The 14,698-nt window shown below is 69.8% G+C and carries 14 protein-coding genes and 2 pseudogenes; 2 read left to right on the forward strand and 14 right to left on the reverse strand.

The features are described from left to right. Positions 1 to 21: 21 nt before the first annotated feature. The 4 genes and pseudogenes from OHS70_RS04870 to OHS70_RS04885 form a co-directional block, all read right to left on the reverse strand. A pseudogene (locus OHS70_RS04870) lies at positions 22 to 471 on the reverse strand (sulfite oxidase); the annotation flags it as partial. 199 nt (positions 472 to 670) lie between these two features. Next, positions 671 to 1,957: a hypothetical protein gene (locus OHS70_RS04875; protein WP_328394017.1), complete on the reverse strand. Its 1,287-nt coding sequence runs from the start codon at positions 1,955 to 1,957 to the stop codon at positions 671 to 673. Between the two features lie 32 nt (positions 1,958 to 1,989). Beyond that, positions 1,990 to 2,154, reverse strand: a pseudogene (locus tag OHS70_RS04880) (IS481 family transposase); the annotation flags it as partial. Between the two features lie 214 nt (positions 2,155 to 2,368). Continuing rightward, the gene (locus OHS70_RS04885; protein ID WP_328394019.1) at positions 2,369 to 3,574 is read right to left on the reverse strand and encodes an MFS transporter; all 1,206 of its coding nucleotides are present in this window, start codon (positions 3,572 to 3,574) and stop codon (positions 2,369 to 2,371) included. A 586-nt stretch (positions 3,575 to 4,160) separates the two neighbouring features. Between OHS70_RS04885 and OHS70_RS04890 the strand changes: the two genes are divergently transcribed. Next, positions 4,161 to 5,465 (forward strand): hypothetical protein, encoded by a 1,305-nt coding sequence (locus tag OHS70_RS04890; protein WP_328394021.1) that lies wholly within the window; start codon positions 4,161 to 4,163, stop codon positions 5,463 to 5,465. 172 nt (positions 5,466 to 5,637) lie between these two features. Then, positions 5,638 to 6,885 (forward strand): DUF418 domain-containing protein, encoded by a 1,248-nt coding sequence (locus tag OHS70_RS04895; RefSeq protein WP_443062563.1) that lies wholly within the window; start codon positions 5,638 to 5,640, stop codon positions 6,883 to 6,885. A gap of 127 nt (positions 6,886 to 7,012) precedes the next feature. On the opposite strand, the gene OHS70_RS04900 is transcribed toward OHS70_RS04895, so the two are convergent. The 10 genes from OHS70_RS04900 to OHS70_RS04945 all read right to left on the reverse strand — a co-directional run bounded on the left by OHS70_RS04900 (position 7,013) and on the right by OHS70_RS04945 (position 14,688). Continuing rightward, the gene (locus OHS70_RS04900) at positions 7,013 to 7,471 is read right to left on the reverse strand and encodes a hypothetical protein (protein WP_328394025.1); all 459 of its coding nucleotides are present in this window, start codon (positions 7,469 to 7,471) and stop codon (positions 7,013 to 7,015) included. A gap of 32 nt (positions 7,472 to 7,503) precedes the next feature. Beyond that, complete coding sequence (locus OHS70_RS04905; protein ID WP_328394027.1) at positions 7,504 to 8,061, reverse strand: saccharopine dehydrogenase NADP-binding domain-containing protein; 558 nt, start codon at positions 8,059 to 8,061, stop codon at positions 7,504 to 7,506. Then, positions 8,058 to 8,669, reverse strand: a complete 612-nt coding sequence (locus tag OHS70_RS04910; protein ID WP_328394029.1) for a class I SAM-dependent methyltransferase — start codon at positions 8,667 to 8,669, stop codon at positions 8,058 to 8,060. Before OHS70_RS04910 ends, OHS70_RS04905 begins: the two co-directional genes overlap by 4 nt. Before the next feature lie 385 nt (positions 8,670 to 9,054). After that, entirely contained in the window at positions 9,055 to 11,322 is a 2,268-nt protein-coding gene (locus tag OHS70_RS04915; protein ID WP_328394031.1) for a heavy metal translocating P-type ATPase, read from the reverse strand. Between the two features lie 95 nt (positions 11,323 to 11,417). After that, positions 11,418 to 11,711: a heavy-metal-associated domain-containing protein gene (locus tag OHS70_RS04920; protein WP_328394033.1), complete on the reverse strand. Its 294-nt coding sequence runs from the start codon at positions 11,709 to 11,711 to the stop codon at positions 11,418 to 11,420. A 265-nt stretch (positions 11,712 to 11,976) separates the two neighbouring features. Next, entirely contained in the window at positions 11,977 to 12,603 is a 627-nt protein-coding gene (locus OHS70_RS04925; protein WP_328394035.1) for a DUF305 domain-containing protein, read from the reverse strand. Between the two features lie 123 nt (positions 12,604 to 12,726). Then, the gene (locus OHS70_RS39000; protein WP_443062730.1) at positions 12,727 to 13,134 is read right to left on the reverse strand and encodes a DUF6153 family protein; all 408 of its coding nucleotides are present in this window, start codon (positions 13,132 to 13,134) and stop codon (positions 12,727 to 12,729) included. Positions 13,135 to 13,661: 527 nt separating this feature from the next. Beyond that, positions 13,662 to 13,817: a hypothetical protein gene (locus OHS70_RS04935; RefSeq protein ID WP_328394039.1), complete on the reverse strand. Its 156-nt coding sequence runs from the start codon at positions 13,815 to 13,817 to the stop codon at positions 13,662 to 13,664. 6 nt (positions 13,818 to 13,823) lie between these two features. Then, the gene (locus OHS70_RS04940; RefSeq protein ID WP_328394041.1) at positions 13,824 to 14,024 is read right to left on the reverse strand and encodes a hypothetical protein; all 201 of its coding nucleotides are present in this window, start codon (positions 14,022 to 14,024) and stop codon (positions 13,824 to 13,826) included. 28 nt (positions 14,025 to 14,052) lie between these two features. Next, positions 14,053 to 14,688 carry a WD40/YVTN/BNR-like repeat-containing protein gene (locus tag OHS70_RS04945; protein WP_328394043.1) on the reverse strand — a complete coding sequence of 212 codons (636 nt, stop codon included), beginning with the start codon at positions 14,686 to 14,688 and terminating at the stop codon, positions 14,053 to 14,055. Positions 14,689 to 14,698 lie beyond the last annotated feature (10 nt).

Consider the following 14,698-nt stretch of genomic DNA (forward strand, 5'->3'; position numbering starts at 1 on the left):
GTCTCCGGACCGTATCCGTCTCTACGCGTCCGGCGTGCGAGCGCAGAGCACATCGATCCGCTGGACCATGTTGTTGGCGAATCCGCCGCGGTTCCAAGGGTCCGCCAGCGGCTGGGTGTTGCCCGCCGCGTCGGTGGCGCGTGCACTGAGCACATGACGTCCCGGCGCCGCACTCCACACCGTGTGCCGGCGCCGCCATGCCCAGGGGTGCCGCCCCTGCGCGGGGTCGAGCTCGGCGGCGTTCCAGGACCGGCCGTCGTCGGTGCTCACCTCGACCGCGGTCACCGGCGCGTGCCCGGACCACGCACGGCCCTCCAGTACGAGCGGGCCGGGGCGTACCACGCGGGTACGGGACATGAAGTCCGGGAAGCCGGGCGGAATCATCAGCGCGCGCGGGACGATCCGCGTGACCGGCTCGCCCGGCTCGTCGCGCGTCTGCCGGATGCGATACGCCACCTCCTGCAGGCGCCCGCACGGCTCGCGGCGGCCGACGAAGGCGGGGAAGTCGAAGCGGCAGCCGGCGTCCCACTCCCCAAACCGTCCGCTCGTCGGCGGCATGGCCGCCGCGTTGCGCTACTGCGACGCCGTCGTCAGCGCCCACAACTTCGCGGCCCTGGACGACTTCGCCGCCGCCCTGTCCGCCCCTGGCCGGCGACAGTGCGGGTGAGCCTCACGCGCGCGGCGTGAAGCGCCAGGCCGTGAGCGCCGCCTCGGCGCGGCTGCGCAGCGCGGTGTTGAGATCGCCGAGCGCGCGGATCACCTCGCGGTAGCCGTCGAGCTCGAGCGCGACGAAGTGGTCGATCACCACGCGGCCACCGGGCTCCACCACGAGCGTGATCACCGACGCGCCGGGCAGGAACGTCTGCTGGGGCGCGGCCGGAAAGCCGGTGCGGGCGAGCGCCAGCAGCAGCCCCTCGATCCGCGTGGGATCGACCCGGCCGCGCACGCTGCGGACCTCGCCCTTGACCTGCTGCTGGTAGCCGAGCGTGCCGTCGGTCGCCAAGGTCAGGATCTGCCGGCCCCACGGGGCGTCGGCCGCGGTCGGGTGGCCCTGCTCGAAGGTGATCGTGCGCAGCGCCGAGGTCGTACCAAGCGCGGCCGCGACCTGGCCCTCGCCCTCGCAGGTGCTGCAGGTGCCGTAGTCGCAGGCCCTGCAGGGCAGGGCATCGTCGTCGAAGGTGGTGCCCTCGCACAACGCGCAACCACGGGTTCCGTGACACTCGTAGCACAGCGCGAAGCCGGGGTCGGCACCCTCGCGCGCCGACCGAGGCGGGCCGACCGGGTGCCAGCGTCCCTGGCTTTTGCACTGGTTGCAGCGCCCGCTCCCCTTGCACGAGCGGCAGCGGCCGTCGGCCGACGCGACCCCTGGCAGATCGCACGAGACGCCGGTGCCGCGGCAGGTCGCGCAGATGCCGGTGCGGTCACACGGCCGGCACGGCACCGTGCGCACCGCAGGCACGCGCATTGCGGCGACCGGGGCGTCGTCGTCACCGTCGTCGTCGGACCGGTAGGTCACGTGGCTGCGCCCGTCGGGCTGGTGGGTGACCACCTGGCGAAGCCGCTCGCCGTGCCAGGCATAGACGTCGCGCGTGGTCGGCGCCCCGGCGCCGTCGAAGTGCTCCTCGACCTGGGGCCGGCCGTCGAGATCGATCTCGGTGCGGGCCCGCGCGGTCAGGGTGCCGTCGGCGCGGTGGTAGCCGCGCTCGATCACCCGGCCGGTCGCGGTTCGGGTCGTGCACACCACCTGGTACGGGACCGCACCGTAGCGCGCGGCGTGCCCGGCCGGCTCGACACCGTCGTAGACCACCTCGTGGATCGCGCCCTCGCGGATCCGCTCGACAATCGACCCGGCCCCGGCGTCGATCCGCCGCACGTGGTGGGTCCGGCGCGCGGCCTCGTCGGCGGTGAGTTCGTCGTCGGGCTCGCAGCTCTGATGGGCGAAGTAGCGGGTAATCACATCGGCAAGTATGGGTCCATCGCCGGAGCGTACTGGCGCGACGCAACTTCCGTGAACGGCTCGCAGCCGTCGAGGAGTTCACACCGCAGGGTCAGGTGGAACCGCTCGATCTTCCCTGCGGCCGTCGGCGACCGGGGCTCGGTCAGCCGGTGCACGACCCCATTCTCACGGCAGTTCCGGAACAGCACCTCGCCCGGGCCGCAGGCGTTGGTCGCGATGCCGCCCGGTCTGTACGTCATGGCGGCCACGACGCCGGGCCGGCCCCCGGTGGGCGGGTCGAGGGCGACGGGACGGCGGAAAGGGTCGGAGTGTGAACGGCACAATAGTCCGGTGAGCATCCCGATCGCGATTTTCAGGCTCTTCAGGACGATCACGGGCGTGACGCACGACCGCCAACCATGCACGAGCTCGTCAGGCGGCCCTCCGCACCAACACGAGCGCCGTCACCAGATACGGCACCGCGAACACAGCGAACGCGATCCCGTGCGCGTACGACGCACCGACCGAGGCGTACGCGGCGAACACCCCAACCGTGGCCAGCTCGGTCCCCATGCTCGCGACGGAGGTCAGAGTCGCCCGGCGGGTCCCCTCGATCCGGTCCTGGAGCCGCGCGTCAGCAAGGACGTTGACCAACTGGAAGCCACCGAAGGCGACCGCGACAAGACCGATGCCGGCCGGAGTGCCCATCAGCGAACCCGCGGCCAGGGCGAACGCCGAGCCCGCAAGCACCACTCCGAGCCCCGTCGTGCTCAGCCGCTCCCCCGCCCCGGTCAGCAGGCTGCCGATCGCGGGGCCCACCCAGATCACCAGCAGCAGATACGGAATCGTCTGCTGGGCCACACCGGTGTCCCAGACCAGCAGCGGCGTGTACTCGTCGAGCGCACCCCACACCGCACCGACGGCCGGAACGAGCAGCAGCGCCCTGCGTACGGACCGGTCCCTGCGGACCTCGACGAGCCCGGCCCGCAGGGTGGTGAGGGTAGAGACCCGGTCATCACCGTGAGACACCTCTTCCCGATGCTCAGGGAACCGGGTCGCCACCACCGAGGTCAGCACACAGACCAGCACGCTCGCCGCGCCCACGGCCGGGTAGCCGCCGAAGTCGAGCACCGGACCGGCCAGTCCCGTCGCCGCCATCACGGCGACCATCCCGACCGCCTGGGCCCGGCCGATGACACGCGCGTACCGGTCGGCAGCTCCCAACCGGTCGAGCTCGTCGTACACCAGTGCTTCCAGCGCACCGGAGCCGAGCGCGCCGCGCACCCCCCAGAGCACGAAGCCGAGCGCGAAGGCCCAGTACGACGGCACAATCACCCACAGGGCGAAGCCGGCGGCGGTGAGCAGCGGGCCCAGCCACAGCAGCAGCCGCCGGGAGACAGCATCGGCCCAGGCGCCAGAGGGGACTTCCAGCAGGATCCCGGTGATCGACCACAGGGCGAACAGCGAGGAGATCTGCCCGATCGACAGACCGGTGTCGCTGAACAGCAGCGCGTACACCGGGTAGAGCAGCACGAAGTCGTCAAGGAACGCGTAGCCGTAGAGCGTGGCCGTCAGCTGCCGGACACCGGTGCTTCCGGTGTTGCCGGCGCCGGGCGCACACGCAGGTGAGAGAGTCATGATGCCTTCCCGCAGGGGCGATTCGGACGTCGGACGAACGGCGTCCGAGGCGGCCCTCGGGTGGCACGGCTGGTGGATCAATGTCGCCAGGTCATGGCACCGATGGTAGGCGGGCGGTGCCGTGCGGCCCAGCGAATATCGAGGCCCCTGTGGAAATCGGCGATCACTCCTCGCCGGCCGTGCCCAGCACGAACGTGGTGATCACCGCCGCATGGTCGGACGGCCAGTCGTTGTCCTCGTGGTCCAGCGGCGGGTCGACGCCCTGCGGGGATCTAGGATCCGCGACTTCGTTAGCAATGAAGGCGAATGATTAGCAGCGGATTAGCAAATCCGTGGTCTCGTTGACAATGGCTACGTTCAGTAGCGATCCCGTTAGAGGCCTTTTCGTGCTTCGCTCGGGCTGCCTTGCTCGTCCGTCGTACGGTTGCCGGCAGGGCAGGACGGAGCGCGGACAGCGCCCGCCGTACGGGCAAGGTTCCGACGGCGTCGATCCGGTACGAGAACGCTTCGGTACGTGAAGTGCCGGTCCGGCAGCTGCGGTTGGCGGACTTCACGGAGACTACTACGCCGACATTGGGAAGAGCCGTTGAGGACCGCCGACGGCGCCGAGCCGTTCGAGGGCGATGACCGCCAGTACTCGCCCACGCGCCTGCCGGGGTGGCTGCAGGAGGTCAACGGCCCAGGCCGCATCCAGCCCGAGCAGCTCACCCGGGCCCGCCTGGCTGGCCTGTCTCCGCGTGGCAGTCTGATCGACTACGCGCGCCGACGCCGGCTCCTCACCCTTGACACTCTCCGCATCGAACGCCGCGCCTACGAACGCCTGTTCAGGGAACACGGCTGGAGACCGGGCCCGGGCCGGGAGCGTCACATACGGGCCTACCTGCTGCATCTCCTCAGAGCTGCCACCGGCAACCACCCCGTCGACGGCAGCGTCAAGTACGTCCACGAGTACCGTAAGTTCGTCTTCACGCTCCCCACCTGGCTACGCAGCTTTCTGCTGGACCGGGCTCAGGCCAACCTCGCCGAGCACGGCATCAGCGAACCGGTGCAGTGGGAGCCGCCCAGTCAGTGGGTCACGGACGTGCCCTGGCCTGGAGGGGAACCAGACGCTGTCGAGCGCACCTGCTTCCACAACAGCATCACGACCCACAAGACCCCGGCGAAAACGGCAGCCGCACTCGGCATGACCGCAGAACACGTCCGGCTCTTCGCCGATCTGAGCGGCATGACGGCACCCGAGCGACGACTGCCACAACGCGCGAGAGGACGCCTCATTCCGCGCACGGGGGACCTGTCACCGGAGCGGCTCGAGCACCTGTATTTCGATCAGGGGCTGTCCTACCAGCGAATCGCCGAGCGCATCGGCTGCAGCAACACCACGATCGTCAGCGCCCTCGCCCATGCCGGCCTCCTAGAGCCTCCGCCCGACCGTCCCGTAAAGGTCACGCGAGCCTGGCTCGTAGAACAGTGCACCGTCCGAAACAGGACGCTCCGTGGCATATCGAAGGAGTGCGGACTTTCTGTCCGAGAGCTGCGGCGCATGGCAGAGCATGGGGGCATCTGTGCCTGGACGGACTTCGATCGCCCGCTCCCCGCGCAGCTTGCCTCACTTCCCCAACCACTGGCACCAGACCTCCACCGGGTTCTGGTCTCCGCCAACGGACTGGACCAGCTCCGGCTGATCGTTGCACTTCCGGGTCTTCCGAGCCTGGCGGCGGCTGAACGAGCTCTCGGAGCCCGGAGCCTCAGACACAGCCTCCGCAGGATCGAGCGCGTGGCCGGCTTCACGATCATCGAACGCACCCATCCTCTCACCGCAACGGCGCGCGGCCAGGCGTTCCTGTGGCGGGCTGGGAACCTCATCATCAGCCTGGCAACACCGCGAGCATGAGGCCCGACATGGGCGCTCGGTGTCGACGGTGCCGGAGGATGTCAGCGTCGGTAAGCCGTGAATCGGCGATTGTCTGGGCACCCGAGAGGCATCGGGCCCAGGTCGCCGGCCACCGGTCGGCGGGGGCCGTACCAGTCACCTGGCGGATGGTTGCGACCGGTCTCTTTCCCCGATGCTGGAAAATATGGGATGTGAGGCAGCACCTGCCGCGTCACCCGAGGCAGCAGCGTCTGCTGTAGCGGGCGGCCTGCCCCGTACGTCGTCGGCAGGGCGCCTGATTGCACTCGATCTGGCGCGCGGCCTGGCCATCCTGGGGATGTTTGCGGCGCACGTCGGCCCAGAACCGTCGGAGGGTGGACTGCTGGGGTGGCTGATGGAGGCTGCGCGCGGCCGGTCCGCAACCCTGTTCGCCCTGCTCGCGGGCTTCTCCCTGGTCATCGTCACCGGACGACCTGAACCGCGGACCGGTCGCCCGGGACGGCAGGCCGTCGCGATCGTGCTGATCCGCTCCGTCATCCTGATCGCGCTGGGATATGCCCTGACGGCTCTCGACACCGACGTCGACGTGATCCTTTCCTACTACGGGATGCTCTTCGTCCTCGCCCTTCCGCTGTACCGGCTGCGAGCGGGAACTCTGGCGGTCGTTGCCGCGACGGCGGCGCTCGTCATGCCGCAGGTTCTGTATCTGCTCCGTGCCGCGGCCGACGGGGGAAGCTGGGCCGACACGATGATCGAATACGACCCGCTGGCCCGGATCACCGACTCCGACGGGTTCTCCGAGTTGTTCGTCACGGGCCCGTACCCGGTCCTGACGTGGCTGCCGTTCATTGTCACCGGCATGGCGGTGGCCAAGCTGGACTTCACCCGTCCTGAGGTCGTGGGCAGGGTGGCTCTGGCCGGTGGGGCGCTGGCCGTGTTCGGCTACGGCACCTCCTGGCTGGCGCTGCATTTCGTCCCCGGTGCGCAGGCGGCTGTGAACGAGGCCACGGGGACCGAGGCGGCGGCATCCGCCTGGTGGTCCGATGCCGTCGGCGAGGACCCCGACACCGGAGTACCGGCCTGGCTGCTTGTTGCCGCGCCGCACAGCCAGACGACGTGGTCCATCCTGGCCAACACCGGCGTGGCACTGGCCGTGCTGGCCGTCTGTTTCATCGCCATGGACCGCTCGCCACGCATACGGCGGCCGGCCGCTCCCGTCGCTGCGGTCGGCTCGATAGCCCTCACCGCGTACGTCGGCCACATCCTCGCCATCAAGGCGCTCGGCACCGACGACCTGCCCGGCTCCGCTGCCCTGCCGGTCTACGTGGGCTTCGCGCTCGCTGCCATGCTGCTGGCGCTCATCTGGACGAGGTTCTTCCGGCGCGGGCCGCTGGAGTACCTGATGCACGTGGCAACGAGACCGGCCCTTCTGATCAAGTGATCATTCATGGGTCAACGGTGATACAGAGAGACAGCGCCGCCGGGTAGCCAAGCAGCTCAGAAGCCGCTCACGAAGCCGAGTAGTTCGAGCGGTTCAACTGCCACCCTCTCTGAGGGCGTTTCAGGCCTCACAGGTGCCGGAGGGAGACGCCGTGGGGCGTCAGCGCCTCGGGGAGCGAGGCCAGGGCGGGGAGCTGCTCGATGTGATGGACGCCGGCGGGCGGGGTGCCGGTGAGCAATTCCCGGGTGACGTGCGCTGCGACGAGTCCGGTGACACGGCTTTGCTCTCGTCCGGTGAGCGCATACGCCGCGTGGTGATCGCCGCGCCAGGCGTCGGCTCGGATGGCGAATCCGTCGCCACCCACGTGGGCCCGGCTGAAGATGCTGGTCAGAGCCCGTTGCACACCCGGTCGACGAGCGGCCCGCAGCAGCCCGGCACGCCGCAGCCCGAAGAGCGCTGAGCTCAACACCCGCGAGTCCAGGCACAGACGGGTGGTCACCTGCCCCACTCCGAGTGTTCGGGGCAGCGTGTGCTGGTCGGAGAACGGGAACGCGTGGGCCGTACGCAGCCCGTATCCGGGCAGCATGGTCCGCTCCGGGCGGTCGACCGGCGGTTCGGTCAGGCCCTCGACCGTCCAGCGAACAGCGTCCAGACCGTGCCGCTCGCCACTGCCCAGCGCACCGTGAGGTCGATCCGCTCCGCGCCCTGGACGGCTTCGTGCGCCCGGCGGGCGAGGAGGTTGGTCAGCCCCGGGGCGACACCGACACTGAGCACCGCTGTCGCTCGGGCACGGACCGCGAGGTCGTGCAGGGCGGCCACGCCCTCCAGCAGCCCCCAGGTGGCGCCGATGTCGACCAGATGGATGCCGCGTTCCAGGCAGGTACGCGCCACGCCACTGTCGGGTGGCTCGACGCACAGCACCACCACGGCCACGTCGCCCAGCCCTTCCAGCGTCTGCCGGAATCCGGTCGGATCGGTGACATCGATGCGTACGCCACCCTGCCGGGCCCTGGCCTCGCTGCGTCCCCCGACAACCACCCGGCCGGGAAACCACTCGCCGAGCACGGTCGTCACCGTCGCACCGACGGCTCCGTATCCGCCGACCACCAAGATCCGTTCGCTGTTGAGGCGACCCGATTTCACTGGAGCCACCGCATTGAGTCGGTTCTCGCTCATGCCCGGCGGTCCCCAGGGCGGCTGGCGGTGACCAGCCACGCGACACTGCGCAGCCATACGGCGTCGTCCGCTTCGTGGGCACGCAATACGTCGGTCAGGGTGCGGGAAGCGAGCTCCTGCAGCTCCGTTCCCGCCCGGGCGAGCATGTGGCGTCCCGGACCCGAGTTCAGCATGAACGCTGCCGCGTCCTCTGCGTCCCGCCCCCAGTTCCCAGCCGCCTCCACGCGCACGGCTTCAGCACCCTCGAAGCCGGCGGCAGCCAGGATGCTGAGCGGGCGATCGCGGTCCGCGAGTGAGAACATTCCCGGCGCTCCCGGCTTGCCGAAGTCCCCGACCGGCAAGATGCCACGCAGCGCGTCAAAGGCCTGGATCCACTCGTTTCCCTCAGGTTCCGACGCGCAGATGAACGCCGCGCGGCCACCGGGACGCAGTGCCCGTCCGATGTTGGTGAAAGCAGCGACGGGGTCGGCGAAGAACATGACGCCGTAGCGGCTGAGAGCCACGTCGAACTCGGCAGGCGTGAAGGGGTAGACCTGAGCGTCCCCTTGACTGAACGGCACGTTGGCCAGCCCCTCGTGCCGCGCGCTCGCGCGAGCTTGTTCCAGCATGGGCTCCGACAGGTCCACGCCCAGGCCCGGCCGTTGCGGGCCCGGTCGGCGGCCAGCCCGGTGGTCTGGCCGACTCCGCAGCCGATGTCCACAACATGGTCCCGGTCACCGACCTCAGCCGCCTTGAGGAGCGGCTGGTTGAAGCCGTCATTGATGACATCCCACCGGGTCTGGTTGCGCGCCCAGCGCTGTCGCGGCCACCGTGGCTTTGCTCACGGCCGCCGGGCTGTCGGTGTTCAAGCCGCGCAGGATGACCCGGTACGGCCGCCGTCGTCAGCGTGCGCAGAGTGTCCGAGAGCGCCAGGCCGCGTGAGCAGCTGGTGGGTGGCCCACAGACGCGTCGGCTCCCGGTCCAGCGGACCGGGAGCCGTAGGTTCTCGGCTTCTTACTTGAAGGAGCGCAGCCGGAGGCTGTTGGTGACCACGAAGACGGACGAGAACGCCATGGCGGCTCCGGCGATCATCGGGTTCAGCATGCCGGCGGCGGCGAGCGGCAGGGCGGCCACGTTGTAACCGAACGCCCAGAACAGGTTGCCCTTGATGGTGGTCAGGGTCTTGCGGGACAGGCGGATCGCGTCGGCGGCCACGCGGAGGTCACCGCGCACCAGGGTCAGGTCGCCGGCCTCGATGGCCGCGTCCGTGCCCGTGCCCATCGCCAGTCCCAGGTCGGCGGTGGCGAGCGCGGCGGCGTCGTTGACGCCGTCACCGACCATCGCGACGGTGCGCCCGTCGCCCTGAAGCCGCTTGACGACCTCGACCTTGTCCTCCGGGAGGACCTCGGCGATCACCTCGTCGATACCGACCGAGCGGGCGACGGACTCGGCGACGGCCTGGTTGTCGCCCGTCAGGAGAACCGGGTTCAGCCCGAGGCGCCGCATCTGCGCCACCGCTTCGGCACTGGTCTCCTTGACGGCGTCGGCCACCGTCAGCACACCACGCGCCTCGCCGTCCCAGGCCACGGCCACGGCGGTGCGTCCCTCGGCCTCCGCGGCGGCCTTCGCCTCGGCAAGCTCCCGGGGGAGCTTGATGGCCCATTCCTTCAAGAGCTTTTCCCGCCCGACGAGTACGGCGTGGCCGTCGACGACGCCCTGGACGCCGAGGCCGGGGACGTTCTCGAAGCTCTCGGGAACCGGCAGCCGCCCGACCCGGGCGACGGCCCCCACAGAGATCGCCTGGGCGACCGGGTGCTCGGAAGCGTGTTCCAGCGAGCCCGCCAGCGTGAGCAGTTCGGCCTCGTCCACTTCGGGCGCTGCGACGACGTCGTGCAGCTCCATGCGGCCGGTGGTGACGGTGCCGGTCTTGTCCAGGACCACGGTGTCGACGCGGCGGGTGGACTCCAATACCTCCGGGCCCTTGATCAGGATGCCGAGCTGGGCGCCGCGGCCGGTTCCCACCATGAGGGCGGTCGGCGTCGCGAGGCCGAGCGCACAGGGGCAGGCGATGATCAGCACGGCGACGGCCGCCGTGAACGCGGCGGTTGCGTCACCTGTGACGAGGAGCCAGGTCAGCAGCGTGCCCAACGCGATGACGATCACCGCAGGGACGAACACTGCTGAGATACGGTCCGCGAGCCGCTGCACCTCGGCCTTGCCGTTCTGGGCGTCCTCGACGAGTTTGGCCATGCGGGCCAGCTGGGTGTCCGCGCCGACCCTGGTCGCCTCGACGACCAGTCGCCCACCGGCGTTGACGGTTGCTCCGGTGACCGGGTCGCCCACAGTGACGTCCACGGGCACGGACTCACCCGTGAGCATGGACGCATCGACGGCCGAGGCTCCTACGACGACCGTTCCGTCAGTGGCGACCTTCTCGCCGGGGCGGAGGACGAAGCGGTCACCGACGGCGAGCTCCGCGACCGGTATGCGCACTTCCTTGCCGCCGCGAAGCACCGAGACGTCCTTGGCGCCCAGCTCCATCAGCGCGCGCAGTGCCGCGCCCGCCTTGCGCTTGGACTTCGCCTCGAGATAGCGCCCGGCGAGGATGAAGGCGGTCACGCCGGCCGCGGCCTCCAGGTAGATGGAGGACGAGCCGTCGGTGCGGGAGACGGTGAGATCGAATCCGTGGCGCATCCCCGTCATGCCGGCGTGGCCGAAGAACAGGGCCCAGACCGACCAGCCCAGGGCGGCCAGCGTCCCGATGGACACCAGAGTGTCCATGGTGGCCGCACCGTGCCGGGCGTTCGTCCAGGCAGCCTTGTGGAACGGGTACGCGCCCCAGACGACGACGGGCGCAGCGAGCGTCAGCGACAGCCACTGCCAGTTGTCGAACTGCAGCGCCGGGATCATGGCCATCAGAACGACCGGCACGGACAGGGCCACGGAAACGAGCAGACGGTGCCGCAGCGCGTGCAGGTCGGCGTCGGTCGCCGGGGGCGCGGCCGCCGCACCGGCAGCCTCCTCCTCACGCGCGGGCGGCGCAGGTTCCTCGGCCGTGTAACCGGTCGCCTCCACGGTGGCGATCAGGTCGTCGACCCGGACGCCGTCGCCGTAGGAGACCTTCGCCTTCTCCGTCGCGAAGTTCACCGTCGCCGTGACGCCGTCCATGCGGTTGAGCTTCTTCTCGATGCGCGCTGCGCACGAGGCGCAGGTCATGCCGCCTATGGAGAGCTCCACCTGGGTCGCGGACGTCGCCGCTGGTTCAGGGGCCGTGCTGGTCATGTGCGTCTCTCCTGGGGAAGTCCGGGCGTACGGCGTCCGTATCAGCGGAGCGGTACGTCCGGGGTGGACCGGGCGAAGTGCCTGTGACAGGTGGTTCAGACCCGGCTGACGAGCTCGTAGCCCGCCTCGTCTATGGCCGCCCGGACGGCATCGTCGTCGAGAGGAGTGGCGGAGTTGACTGTCACCTCCCCAGTGGCAGCGACGGCCTTGACCGAGGTCACTCCGTCGAGGGCGGAGATCTCCCGGGACACGGCGCCTTCGCAGTGGCCGCAGGTCATGCCGGACACCTTGTAGACGGTAACGACGCCCGCGGTCTGGACGTCCACGGTGGCGCCCGAGGCGCAGGAGCTGGTGCCGCAGCAGGAACCGGTGTTCGCCTGGGATGTCATGGCTTCTTCCTCACTCATCGATCTGTGCGTTCCGGAGTCGACGGGCCCGCCCGTCTCCTCGCACCACCATAACCTGATACCCCCCAGGGGTATTCCCGATCCCTCTCTCAGTTTGGGACCTCACACGCCCCCGTATCCGGAGACCCTGCGATCGGCACCACACCCGGGAGGCGGGCGCTGCTGCGCCGTCAGACGCTCTGGGCCCAGACCGGGGTGCATTCTGGGTACGCAGGGCGGGCGCCGCAGGGCGCCCGCCCCCGCCCGGTCAGCCCTGGCCGAGCAGCTTCTTCATCTGGGTGATCTCCGCGGTCTGGGAGGTGGTGATGTCGCCGGCCATCTTCTTGGCGGGCTCGTAGGCGCCACCGGCCTGTTCGGTCTTGGCCATGGCGACCGCACCTTCGTGGTGCTTGATCATCATCTGCATGAAGGCCGTGTCGAAGGCCTTGCCCGAGGCTTGGTGCAGCTTCTGCATCTCGTCGGCGCTCATCATCCCTTCCATGCCGTGCATGGAGTGGTCCATGGCTCCCTCGGCGGGCACTTCTTCGCCCCACGACGTCAGCCACCCGGACAGTGTCTGGATCTCCGGGTCCTGTGCCTTCTTGATGTCCGCGGCGAGCTTCTTCACCTCGGCCGACTGAGCACGGGGGGCGGCGAGGTCGGCCATGTCCACTGCCTGCCGGTGGTGCGGGATCATCCCCTTGGCGAACGCGACGTCTGCAGCGGCGTGCTGCCCCTGTGCCGCGGAGGTCGCGCCGGACGGGGAGGCGGTGGTGCGGCCGTCGTGACCTGGTGAGTTGTCGCTGCTACCGCCACAAGCGGCCAGTACGAGCACGGCCGCACCAGCAGCGATCGTGGCGGCGCTACGGCGGATGAGGGAACGGTTCTTGCTCATGGTCGTGCAACTCCTTGACGCGCAGCCCACGGCAGGGCGCACGGATTGACGGAATGAGGGCATGCACAGGCACAGCTCCGATCCCAGGAAGGTCTGGGGCCATAGGGTGCCGTGCGGGCCGCTCTAGATCCGCAGAAGTTGCAGTTCGGACAGGTCAGGCGGCGCCCGGCTGGTCACGCCCGTCTCGTCGATGCGGTTCAGCGCAGTGGCGGCCTGCACGACTTCCACTGCGACGGGCAACGCGGGCGGCGCGTACGGAGAACCGATACCGGCCGCCGCGCAGGTCGAGTCCGCGTGGTCGAGGTGATTCGTCCCGCCGTCGGTGTGCGAGCATCCCGGGCTCGCTTCAGGTACCGCCGGTGAGTGATGGGTCACCATGTCGTGACCGGAGGCAGCCTGCGCCCCGGGCGCACCGCCGGGAACCAGCGCGTGCATGCCCAGCACACCAGCCAGCACCGCCATCACCAAGAGCGCGAATACGCGCCCGGCACGGCGGCTCGTCGGCTGCGCGGCAAAGGACACGAGGCCCATGGTACGGGTCCCATCATCGGGGCCCCTTTGCCCGTAGGCGGTCGGCGAAGGAGAGCGACGAACTCGACACCTCAACGGGCAGATGCCTCGAATCGAGGACGACCGGACGACCGCTTGTTCGTGGAGGTCCAGTCGCCGCCCATGGCTGCCGCCCTCGCGGACTACCGTCACGGAGACGGGGCGGTCCAGTCGGTCGGCGGGGCGGTTCCGGTCACGCGTGCTGCCGCTGTACCGGCTGCGTGCAGGGTCTCCGGCGGTCATCGCCGCCTCGAAGCCGCAGTCGTGGTGCCCGCGGTCCTGTATCTGCTGCGGGCGGCCGTCGAGGGCGGTGGCTGGGCCGACGCGGTCATCGCCCATGATCCGCTGGATCATCGTCGGCATGGCGGTGGCCGAGCTCAACCTGACTTGTCCTGGGTCCTCAAGTCGGCCTTTGCGGGGCCGCTCTGGCGGTGGTCGGCTACGGAGGTTCGTGGGCCGGCCCTGCACCTAGGCAACGGAGATCGTCGAAGGTCGGGGCCCGGCGGTTTTCAGCGGCTGAGGTCAGCCAGGCTGTTGAGTGCGGTGTCGATCTCTGCTGGAGTGTTGATGACGGCGGTGCCGATGCGGTTGTAGGTCGAGGTGGACAGCCGCACGTGGTGGGTGGCGGCGTGGTCGACGACCTGCTGACGGGTGTGGCCTGCCACGCTGAATCAGGTGATGCCCGCTGACAGTTCCGGGTCGGCAGGGGTGTGCACGGTGACCCCGGGGATGCGGCTCAGCCCTTGTTTCACCCGGGTCGACAGCTGTGTGATGCGGGTGGCAACGCGTGCTCGGCCCAGCTGCTCATGCAGCGCCACCGCCGCCGGCAGGGCGAAGGCATGCTCGAACGCCAGAAACCCGCCGGGCGACAAGGGCGCTGCTCCTCCGCCGCTGATGAAGCTAACGAACGTGAGCCGCAGCTGCTCGAGGACGTCCGGCGGGCGGCACGGACGCGACTTTCGCCTTACGCCGTGTGCCGTTCAGCGCTGCGTGGTGATCAGTGGCCGTCTCCTGCCTCGACCGCGAACCGCTTGAGGTCTTGCCGCCGTCCCGCGACTCGTAGACGCCGCTCTGGGTGGCAGCCAGGATGTGCTGGTCGTCGACCGCAGTGAGCGCCTGAGCCTGACCGCCCGGCACCGAGCCCGCCTTGGCCCATGTGGAGCCGCCATCGGTGCAGCGGCTGAGTGTGCCCGAGTCGTCGATTCCGTACAGCGCCTCGGGCGTCACCCACGACAGGAAAGCCATCATGGGCTGCTTCCCCGGGGCGAAGGTGCGTCCGCCGTCGGTGCTCTTGGCGACGCCGTCGGCGGTGGTGGCGAACCCGGTGTCCGGATCGTCGGGGCTGACGGCGATGTCCAGTGCCTGAAGGCTGGCCCGGGCCACCCAGGTGGCTCCGTCCTTGCTGACGCGTAGCAGGGCGTTGGTGCTGTCGTACCTGTAGATGGTGCCGTGAGCGTAGTCGAGGGAGTGGAAGTCGGCTTCCCCGGCGAAAGAGCGGGTCCTCCACGTCTTGCCGGAATCGGTGCTCTCGATCAACCCGTGGTTG

Origin of the sequence: Streptomyces sp. NBC_00390 (assembly GCF_036057275.1) — a bacterium.
Taxonomy (GTDB): Bacteria; Actinomycetota; Actinomycetes; order Streptomycetales; family Streptomycetaceae; genus Streptomyces.

Coding starts and splice junctions, on each gene's coding strand:
- OHS70_RS04885 (WP_328394019.1), bottom strand. CDS start 3,574: ATGACTCTCTCACCTGCGTGTGCGCCCGGCGCCGGCAACACCGGAAGC.
- OHS70_RS04895 (WP_443062563.1), top strand. CDS start 5,638: ATGCTGGAAAATATGGGATGTGAGGCAGCACCTGCCGCGTCACCCGAG.
- OHS70_RS04910 (WP_328394029.1), bottom strand. CDS start 8,669: ATGCTGGAACAAGCTCGCGCGAGCGCGCGGCACGAGGGGCTGGCCAAC.
- OHS70_RS04920 (WP_328394033.1), bottom strand. CDS start 11,711: ATGACATCCCAGGCGAACACCGGTTCCTGCTGCGGCACCAGCTCCTGC.
- OHS70_RS04925 (WP_328394035.1), bottom strand. CDS start 12,603: ATGAGCAAGAACCGTTCCCTCATCCGCCGTAGCGCCGCCACGATCGCT.
- OHS70_RS04900 (WP_328394025.1), bottom strand. CDS start 7,471: ATGCTGCCCGGATACGGGCTGCGTACGGCCCACGCGTTCCCGTTCTCC.
- OHS70_RS39000 (WP_443062730.1), bottom strand. CDS start 13,134: ATGGGCCTCGTGTCCTTTGCCGCGCAGCCGACGAGCCGCCGTGCCGGG.
- OHS70_RS04905 (WP_328394027.1), bottom strand. CDS start 8,061: ATGAGCGAGAACCGACTCAATGCGGTGGCTCCAGTGAAATCGGGTCGC.
- OHS70_RS04915 (WP_328394031.1), bottom strand. CDS start 11,322: ATGACCAGCACGGCCCCTGAACCAGCGGCGACGTCCGCGACCCAGGTG.